10 protein-coding genes and 1 tRNA gene are annotated in these 9745 nt (G+C 40.3%); 9 read left to right on the top strand and 2 right to left on the bottom strand.

The genetic code is table 11. From position 1 onward, the window contains the following. Positions 1-73 precede the first annotated feature (73 nt). Both NAF19_RS21170 and NAF19_RS21175 read left to right on the top strand, forming a co-directional pair. Positions 74-775, top strand: coding sequence for a DUF3800 domain-containing protein (locus NAF19_RS21170; protein ID WP_252792335.1), 702 nt, complete (start codon positions 74-76; stop codon positions 773-775). Next, positions 775-1269 (top strand): hypothetical protein, encoded by a 495-nt coding sequence (locus NAF19_RS21175; RefSeq protein WP_252792336.1) that lies wholly within the window; start codon positions 775-777, stop codon positions 1267-1269. The genes NAF19_RS21170 and NAF19_RS21175 overlap by 1 nt, the downstream gene beginning before the upstream one ends. Positions 1270-1958: 689 nt before the next feature. Here the strand turns inward: NAF19_RS21175 and NAF19_RS21180 are convergent. After that, a complete protein-coding gene (locus NAF19_RS21180; protein WP_252792337.1) occupies positions 1959-2891 on the bottom strand; it encodes a LysR family transcriptional regulator in 933 nt (310 codons plus the stop codon). A 94-nt stretch (positions 2892-2985) separates the two neighbouring features. Here NAF19_RS21180 and NAF19_RS21185 point away from each other — a divergent pair, with 94 nt between their 5' ends. The 7 genes from NAF19_RS21185 to NAF19_RS21210 all read left to right on the top strand — a co-directional run bounded on the left by NAF19_RS21185 (position 2986) and on the right by NAF19_RS21210 (position 8937). After that, entirely contained in the window at positions 2986-3954 is a 969-nt protein-coding gene (locus NAF19_RS21185; protein WP_252792338.1) for a sodium-dependent bicarbonate transport family permease, read from the top strand. A gap of 114 nt (positions 3955-4068) precedes the next feature. Then, a complete protein-coding gene (locus NAF19_RS21190) occupies positions 4069-5505 on the top strand; it encodes an NADP-dependent isocitrate dehydrogenase (protein WP_252792339.1) in 1437 nt (478 codons plus the stop codon). A gap of 15 nt (positions 5506-5520) precedes the next feature. After that, the gene (locus NAF19_RS21195; protein ID WP_252792340.1) at positions 5521-5763 is read left to right on the top strand and encodes a hypothetical protein; all 243 of its coding nucleotides are present in this window, start codon (positions 5521-5523) and stop codon (positions 5761-5763) included. 15 nt (positions 5764-5778) lie between these two features. Continuing rightward, positions 5779-6225: a DUF6671 family protein gene (locus NAF19_RS21200; protein ID WP_252792341.1), complete on the top strand. Its 447-nt coding sequence runs from the start codon at positions 5779-5781 to the stop codon at positions 6223-6225. A gap of 19 nt (positions 6226-6244) precedes the next feature. After that, on the top strand, positions 6245-6613 hold the full coding sequence (locus NAF19_RS30840) for a DUF6671 family protein (protein ID WP_370362905.1): 369 nt from the start codon (positions 6245-6247) through the stop codon (positions 6611-6613). A 3-nt stretch (positions 6614-6616) separates the two neighbouring features. Next, a complete protein-coding gene (locus tag NAF19_RS21205; RefSeq protein ID WP_252792342.1) occupies positions 6617-7588 on the top strand; it encodes an L-threonylcarbamoyladenylate synthase in 972 nt (323 codons plus the stop codon). Continuing rightward, entirely contained in the window at positions 7585-8937 is a 1353-nt protein-coding gene (locus tag NAF19_RS21210) for a dihydroorotase (protein ID WP_252792343.1), read from the top strand. Before NAF19_RS21205 ends, NAF19_RS21210 begins: the two co-directional genes overlap by 4 nt. Positions 8938-9404: 467 nt before the next feature. On the opposite strand, the gene NAF19_RS21215 is transcribed toward NAF19_RS21210, so the two are convergent. After that, positions 9405-9480 (bottom strand) — tRNA-Pro (locus NAF19_RS21215). Positions 9481-9745 lie beyond the last annotated feature (265 nt).

Genomic DNA, 9745 nt, shown 5'->3' on the forward strand with positions numbered 1-9745 from the left:
AATCTTCATACACAATAATATTTCCTAAGCAAATGTCAATTCACTGAGTTATCTTTAGCCTTTTAGATATTTAATGACATACGACCTTTTTTTAGATGAAAGCTGCCACTTGGAACATGATGATGTTTCAGTAATGACGCTTGGATATGTTAAAGTCCCACATCTTAGATCCAATGAGCTACGAATGCTTTTGAGAAGGATCAAAGAAAAGCATAATATGAAGAAGGAATTAAAGTGGAGTAAGTTTTCAAAAGCGAAAATTGACTTATACAAGGAATTGGTTGATTACTTTTTTGATACGCCAATTGAGTTTAATTGTGTTCTTGTTAAATATAAAGAAAGGCTTGACCATAGTGATTTTAACATGGGGCCACATGATAATTATTACTATAGAATCATTTTCTATTTATTGCACCCTATACCAACTGAAGGCAACTATAGAGTATTTATTGATTTCAAAGACACAAGGGGTAAAGAAAAATTAGAAAAAATTCATGAACTACTAAATGAAAAATGCCAAGGGCAATCTCCATTTTCTCATTTCCAACATTTACGTTCACATGAAAATGAATTTTTCCAACTAACGGATTTTTTTATAGGTGCCATCGCCTATAAATCGAGGCTAAAAAATGAAATTGATCTTCCATTAAATGAATCCAAACAAGATTTTATTTCCTATTTAGAATTGAAATCCGGGTTTAGCTTGGACGAGGGTACAGCACCTTGGGAAACTAAATTTAAGATATCCGATCACCAGCCCAAAATTCGCCAATAATGGAGTTGTTTGATCTTGACGAGTTAATTTTCAATTTGGGGATTGATCCAACACCTAAACAATTAGATGAATTATATACTGCATTTGAGAGGGATTTTGTAAATCAACCATTTACTTTTAAAGGATTAAGTGTTAGAATTATTCTTCGAAACTCTGAGATAGAAGGATTTGAAGCTTATCCTGAAACTTTTGTCCACTTAGTGACAAGGAAAGGTCAAAGAAATGTTAGAGTTTTTGACAGGCATCGTGCAAATAGAATTCATTGGATTAGTTGCATTCTTGAAAATTTCAATGAAGAGGAAATCACTTATTTTGAATATCCAGAATTAGATAGGTCAATCCGTGAATACTATTGGTATAAGGATGGAGATTTCATAGTTATAATGGAACAAATTACTCCAGAGTATAGGATAGTAACAAGTTTCCATGTAGATGATGCAAGGAATAGAAGATACTATGAAGAAAGGGAAGCTTGGTATAGAAATAATGTATAAAAAAAGCCGCAATTACGGTAATGCGGCCAACCAGGTCCTTTTCCCTTGGGAAATGACAATGCAAATATACTAAACCTTTTAATATTAAACAATCAAATAATTAATATATATATAATTGTTTCAGGAATATAACCTCGCCAAAACTGATCCAATTAACAGTGTTAATCTCACTTTTAGCTATTTTACACAAAGGTAGTCAATTGATTTAAGCCCCATTCTACGCAACACCTCCTGTTTGCCAAATTGATACTTTGCTTCAATAGGTAAATACTTGAAGTAGTTCTTTTCATCTATATCAGTCGATACCGCTTCTATAAATTTGCAGCGGAATCGGTTGTCAATGTGGATAAACCACAATAAAATGCCCCCACCAGACCTATTGAAAAAGTACCCTTTTGCCGCGTGATGATGACCACTTTGGACACACCGGAGCCATTGACCACTTCGTTCCGAAAAGACAAACTGTTAATTCTGCAACACTTTGACCATATCAACTCCTTGATTACAAATTTCAAATTTTCAAAGTAATTACACAAATGGGTGCTCTACATCCCACGGAATCGCCTGGTCAAGCCTGCCGGAATATCCAATCAGGCTATTAATTAGTTTCAATATAAATAGACGATAGTTCTATCTTTTTTGGCTTAGATAATTAATGCATATCTCTGACAGGCGCAGTAAGCTATATATTATTGGCTATGTACAGTATTTATCCAGGAAAAGCTATCCTCAATGATCTTGTATTTATTTTCTCGCAAATATTCTAAATAGGCCAGGCTAATTGGTGAGAGCTTTTTATTTTCCAGCCAGATTAATCGCCATTGCGATCTGATAGGAAAGTTCTCCGTAGTGAGTATTTGCACTTCCCCTGACTTAATTTCGTTACGAAGCCCGATCAATGGCATGATGGAGTAGCCCAGCCCGGCAATTACCGCTTGTTTTACCGCCTCATTTGAGGTTAGTTCGATTTTTTTGCTGACGATTATTTTACTCCGTTCAAAGAAACCCTCCATAATGGTGCGGGTAGCAGAACCTTGTTCACGGTAGATCATCGGCAGCTTACTGAAAACATCCTTTTTGTATTCTTTTTGTGCTGCAACATGCTCGTGGTTCCCAACCAGGTAGAGTTTATTTTCCAACAGAATTTCCTCCTCAACATTTAGTTTCTCCGGCAAGACTGATACCAAACCGAAATCAACCTCGTTGTCTTCCATACTTCTCAGCACGCTTGATTTATTGGTCACTTCCATCGTCAGATCGATCTCAGGGTACTTTTTTAAAAAGCCTGATAGAAAATAAGGCATCACGTACTTTCCCGTAGAAACAACAGCTATTTTTAGCCTTCCGGATAAAATACCTTTATAAGCTTCTGTTTTGTAATTGATCATTTCCACCTGTTGCAGTATCTCTTCTGCGATTTGCGCGATCTCGTTACCGAATTGTGTCACATACAATTGTCTTCCCAATACTTCTGTTAATGGAATTTCAAACTGGTCCTGGAAGTTTTTAAGCTGGATCGATACCGCGGGTTGCGTTAAAAACAATTCTTGAGCGGCTTTGGTGATACTCTTGGTTTGTACCACCCTAGTAAAGACCTGTAACTGATGAAGGGTATAATTCATAAGAATAGTTTATGGTAAATATAAAAACTATAAATAAAAATTTATAATTAAGTTGAAATAGGTTTGCGCAATCAATCGCCCTAACTGTTAATCTATGACTATAAAACTACTTTTAGACAATCTGACCAACCCGGCCCTGTTATTTTTTGTATTAGGCATCCTGGCGGTAAGGATAAAAAGCGATCTGGAGATCCCGCCAGATGCTTCCAAATTCATTTCGTTATACCTCTTATTCTCCATTGGTTTCAAAGGTGGGCAGGAACTGGAAAATAGCCATGTCTCTCAGGAGGTGTTGTATTCGATATTACTTGGCGTTTCCACGGCAGTGATGATACCTCTGTATAGCTTTTTTATATTACGAAAAAGGTTGAATGTGGAGGATTCCGGAGCTATCGCTGCTGCCTATGGCTCGGTGAGTGCGGTTACCTTTGTAACTGCCGGGGTATTTTTAGAAAATCAGCATATTCCATATGGAGGGCACATGGTAGCTATTATGGCCATGATGGAAGCCCCAGCTATTGTGGTTGGTGTTTTATTGATCCGTTTCTTTGGTAAGCAAAAAGAACAGCATGCTACCAATATGAGGCAGGTCATCTTTCATTCGTTTACAAACGGTAGCGTGTTGTTAATACTTGGAAGTTTAGTAATAGGATATTTAGCTACTGAAAAGCAAGCACTCGATATTAAGCCATTTACCACAGACATCTATAAAGGCTTTTTAGCTATATTTTTACTGGATATGGGGATTATTTCCGGCAGAAAGTTAAATGATCTTTTTAAAGCCGGTTGGTTCACAGCGCTATTTGCAGTTGTTGCCCCATTGCTGAATGGCTGCCTGATAGCTATTATCAGCGGTTGGGTAACCAACGATGTGGGGAACAGGTTTATGTTGTCTGTCCTTGCAGCAAGTGCGTCCTATATCGCGGTTCCTGCTGCCATGAAAATCGCCGTTCCGAAAGCTAATCCCGGGCTGTTCCTGCCCATGGCACTGGCGCTCACATTTCCTTTCAATATTACTATAGGGATGCCGGTTTATATGGAAATTATCCAGCATTTCAAATAAGCTTTTCAAAAGCAGGTTTTACATAAAAAAATCTTATGTATAATATAAAAAGTATAAATAAAAATTTATCAGTTATCGGATTTAGGTTTGCATCATCAAAAAACAAAAAATTAAATGACAAAGATCACAGTAGCTAAGGGCGATGGTATAGGCCCGGAAATTATGGATGCCACGTTAAAGATTATTTTAGCGGCGGGCGCTCAAATTGAAATTGATGAAATTGAAGTTGGTGAAAAGGTATACCTCGCCGGCAACACTTCAGGGATCGCCAAAGAATCCTGGGACAGCATCAGGAATAATAAGGTGTTTTTGAAAGCGCCGATCACCACCCCACAAGGCGGCGGCTATAAGAGCCTCAACGTCACGACCCGTAAGATGCTGGGTCTGTATGCTAATGTGCGTCCTTGCACCAGTTTATATCCCTTCGTGGAAACCAAACACCCAAAACTTGACCTTGTTATCATCCGAGAGAATGAAGAAGACTTGTATGCAGGCATAGAACACCAGCAAACCGACGAAGTTGTTCAATGCCTTAAACTGGTAAGTCGGCCCGGGTGCGAAAAGATCATCCGTTATGCTTTTGAATATGCGAAAAGCTATAGCCGCAAAAAGGTAACTTGTTTTACTAAAGACAATATCATGAAGCAAACCGACGGTTTATTTCATGAGGTTTTTGATGAAATAGGGGCAGAATATCCCGAAATAGAAAAAGAACACTGGATCATTGACATTGGTGCCGCTAAAATGGCCGATACCCCTGAAATATTTGATGTGATAGTTACCCTTAACCTATATGGTGACGTGCTTTCAGATGTTGCCGCTCAAATAGCCGGTTCTGTGGGCCTCGCCGGGTCAGCTAACATCGGTGAAACGTATGCAATGTTCGAAGCCATACATGGTTCCGCACCAAGACGGGCAGGGCAGAACGTGGCAAACCCGTCAGGCCTATTACAGGGTGCTATACAAATGCTAAACCACATTGGTCAAAACGCCATTGCAGAGAAAGTACAGAACGCATGGCTCAAAACGCTGGAAGAAGGTATCCATACTTATGATATTTTTAAAGAAGGAACGAGTAAACAAAAAGTAAGTACCAGCAGCTTTGCTGATGCAGTTATCGAACGATTAGGTCAAACGCCCACCACACTTAAAGCCGCGGAGTATGATAATCACCGGCCTTTAGTACTACCAAAATACAAACGGAAAGAAGCTGCACATAAAGAACTGCAGGGGGCAGATCTTTTTGTTCACTGGAGCGGAAGCGATCCTGATGAATTGGCAAAAGAGTTCGCTGACGTAAAAACAGAAAACCTAAAGCTGGCTATGATCACCAACCGAGGTATTAAAGTTTGGCCGGAAGGATTTAAGGAAACTTTTTGTACTGATCATTGGCGCTGCCGTTTTTACTCCCATACCGGACACTTGCCTTCCAAACAGGAGCTGATAACTCTTCAGGAGAAAGCCTTAAGAAAGCACATTGATGTGATCAAAACAGAAAACCTTTACAAATTCAACGGCAAAGCCGCATATTCATTAGGTCAGGGACAATAAATATCAATAACAGTCATGAACATAACGTTAATTCAGGGAAGCTACGCACCCGCAGAAGCTTTAGAACTGGTGAGCAAAATGATCACTGAGAAAATCAAATTCCAGGGAAGCAAGATCACTAAATCCTGCAACGAGGAAGATATTAAAATGCGCGAATGCAGGATCAAAGCACTGCAAAATGAGTTTGCTACTATCAAATCAGCAATCGGTACCAAAGCGGGCATGGTTTCCATTAATTCCACTATCGAAATTAATTGAGCTGATTGAAAGGATATGTTTAAGGGACGAAAATTAGCTATAGCCACGCGCCACCAAAAGGAATGCGTTATAGCGCCTTTGCTGGAACAAGCTTTAGGGGTAAGCTGTTTCGTCCCTTTTGACCTGGATACCGACCAGTTGGGTACTTTTTCAGGCGAGGTTGAAAGGCTTGAAGGCCCTTTAAACACTGCAAAGCGCAAATGCCTGATGGCTATGGAGCAAACCGGCTGCGATCTTGCTGTTGCCAGCGAGGGTTCATTCGGTCCGCATCCGACGCTGTTTTTTGGCTATGCTGATGAAGAACTGATACTTTTTATGGACAAAACGCATAAGCTGGAAATTTACAGTACAGAAATAAATTTTAAGACAAATTTTAATGGAAAGCAAATTGGCAATGAGCAGGAACTGATGGATTTTGCAGACAGGGTTAATTTTCCTTCGCATGGGCTGCCTGCGGGATAAACAAAACAGCACGGCGTATATGGTCAAAGGGATAACAGATCCCGATCTGCTTTTTCAAGAGTTTAGGCAGTTGATGATAAATCGTGGATGTGCTTTCGCGGAAACGGATATGCGGGCCATGTATAATCCAACCCGTATGGAGGTGATACGACAGGTCACACACAAATTGGTCGACAAGATCAATGCCTTATGCCCGGGGTGTATCATGCCAGGCTTTGGAGTGACTGACGCCAAAAATGGATTACCCTGTAAGCTGTGCGGATTACCTACACGTTCAACATTGAGCCATATTTATACCTGTACACATTGCGCCTTTACCAATGAGTTTTTTTACCCCTATGGAATTAAAGCAGAAGATCCGATGTATTGTGACAATTGCAATCCCTAAAATATGGCAGCAATCATTACCCAAATCAATGAAGTGGCTTCATTATTAAAAGACGAGGCCGTAGTCGGCATACCAACCGAAACCGTTTATGGCTTGGCTGGAAATATCTACAGCGCAAAGGCGGTTAAACAGATATTCAGCATCAAGCAAAGGCCGTTCTATAATCCGCTGATCGTGCATATCCCCTCGATTAACTCTTTAAATAAAATTGCCACTGAGATACCCGAAAAAGCCTTCCAGCTTGCCGAAGCATTTTGGCCGGGGCCTTTAACACTGGTACTTAAAAAGCTACCTTCAGTGCCGGATATTGTGACCGGAGGAAAAGATACGGTAGCAATACGTGTACCGAATCATCCGCTTGCCTTATCCCTGCTAGCCGGGTTGGACTTTCCGCTTGCAGCACCGAGCGCCAACCCATTTGGCACCATTAGTCCAACAACAGCGGCTCATGTAGCATCTTATTTTAAAGGAAACGATTTAAAAGTCTTAGATGGGGGGCTTTGCGAAAAAGGAGTGGAATCTACGATAATCGGTTTTAAAAAAGAGCAACCGGTTATTTATCGGCTGGGTGCAATTACTATTGAGGAAATTGAGGAAATTTTAGGTAATGTAGAAGTGAACCGTTCACATTCCGGCTCTGCACCTGAGGCACCTGGCATGTTGTTAAGCCATTACGCACCCAAAGCGTCGGCGTTGTTGACAGATGATCTTGAAAAGACAGTAAGCCTGCATTCGGGCAAAAAAATTGGGATACTGGTGTTCAGCAAAGTAAGTTTAGCGAATGAACAGCGATACGACTGCGAAATATTATCGGTCAAAGCTGATTTGGAAGAAGCCTCTTTTAAATTTTACGCAGCGTTACACCGACTTGACAAACAGGAGTTGGATTTGATCATTATGGAGAAGTTTCCTGATATGGGACTTGGCAAAACAATTAACGACCGTATGCAAAGGGCATCAACACGTCGAACATGAAAACGATTATCAGAAATGCACATATCGTAAATGAAGGCTGTATGCAAATAGCAGACCTGTTGATGGTTTGTGACCGCATCGAAAAAATTGCCCCTTTCATTAGCTTGCCTCAACCTCAAAAATATATGGAGATTAACGCGGAAGGAAAATGTCTTTTTCCCGGCGTAATTGATAGTCATGTGCATTTTCGTGAACCGGGCCTGACGCATAAAGGTGATCTAAGCTCTGAATCTAAAGCTGCTGTTGCAGGTGGGGTCACATCCTTTATGGATATGCCAAACACTTATCCAAATACGCTTACGCAAAACCTATTGGAGGAGAAATATAGTCTTGCTCAACAAAAATCATTGGCTAACTATTCTTTTTTTATGGGGGTTAATAAGACCAATCTCGAAGAAGCTTTGAAAACTGATCCGGAAACAGTTTGCGGGATTACCGATGATGGGTTGTATTTCAACGATCAGGAGGGCATACTTGCCAGTCATCCTGAATTTTTGGAGCACCTGTTTAACAGAACTCAAACACTGGTTGCATTACACTCGGAGAATGACGGGATCATCCGAGCAAATTATTTGAAATACTATGAGCAATATGGAGAGGATATCCCCGTCAATTTGCATCCATTAATTAGAAGTGAAGAGGCGTGCCTATCGGCTACTCAAAATTTAATCAACTTGGCAAAACGGCATCAAAACAGACTACATATCCTGCACATATCCACCCAAGCAGAGGCAGAGTTGTTTGACGCTTTGCATCCGCCTCGCGAAAAAAGGATTACTGGTGAAGTTTGCGGACATCATCTTTGGTTTTCGGATAAGGATTATGATCACCTGGGAAACAAGATCAAATGGAATCCCGCGATTAAGAACGAGAACGATAAAAATGGCTTATTGACAGCTTTGTTGGAGAGCCGCATTGATTCTGTTGCTTCCGATCATGCCCCCCATGCCGCAAAAGAAAAAACAGGCAGTTATAAAAAAGCGCTGCCGGGCGGCCCAATGGTACAACATACTTTATATCTGATGATGGAACTTTATCACAAAGGATTGTTGACGCTTGAAAAGATAGCTGAAAAAATGAGCCATAACGTTGCCGACATTTATCGGATCAGGGAGCGGGGCTATATACGTGAGGGTTATCATGCCGATTTGGTACTGATTGACCTTTACCGGCCATGGCAGGTTACCCCCAACAACTTATTTTATAAATGTGGCTGGTCGCCGTTAAGCGGTGAACGTTTTACCAGCACTATCATGCAGACTTTTGTAAACGGGAATTTGGTATTTGATAGGGGAAAAATTGCAAACTCCGCTAAAGGAAAACGACTACTATTCGAAAAGATAGGGTAAAAACACTTCATAAAATCATAAACTGAAATAACGATAATTTATGACAAGTAATCAATCATTTAACCTTTTAGAAGGGAGATATAAGGTAGACGTCGCCATGCCTTTGATCCTTAGTTGCTTTAATGAACAATTATTATTTTTTAACAGGGAGCTATTAAGATGTAAAATATACGGAGGAGACACGCGGGAGGTCGAAACGGAAATTGAAAATTTGGAAACGAAACGAAATCTAATATTAGATTATCTCAAATCGAATAAAGTAGACGATAGAAATTCCTTTTTAGTAAAAGGTACAATCGAAATTAGGTTTAAACTTTGAGTTTTTGTATTCAAAATAACTAAAGGAAACTTATCTGTATTGTTTTTTAACTGATGAAAACACGTTAAAACTTAGTCAAAGTGTTGCACCCATGTTGTACATAAGAAAAAAGCCTTATGAATTAAATTCATAAGGCTTTGATAATCAAGTCGGTATGAGAAGATTCGAACTTCCGACCTCCAGCACCCCATGCTGGCGCGATACCTGGCTACGCTACATCCCGAGAATGGGGGGCTTATGTCAATTATCGTTCTTTCCTTTGCGCAAAGCGAGTATTACCACTTTATTGCTTGGTTAAACTTAAATTACTAATTCCCTGTTTTGAACTTGGTCGTACACTGGATATTCCGCTGATATTGACCACCTGATTCTGGGATAGGTTGACACCCGATTCCGCTGCAAATTGACCACCCCATTCCGGGCAAATTGACCAGGGTATTCCGGGCCAAACTGACCACCCTTCGAACGGGCAGCTTGTGCTGTAGAAGC

This window comes from Mucilaginibacter flavidus (genome assembly GCF_024055575.1).
In the GTDB taxonomy this organism is placed as follows: domain Bacteria; phylum Bacteroidota; class Bacteroidia; order Sphingobacteriales; family Sphingobacteriaceae; genus Mucilaginibacter; species Mucilaginibacter flavidus.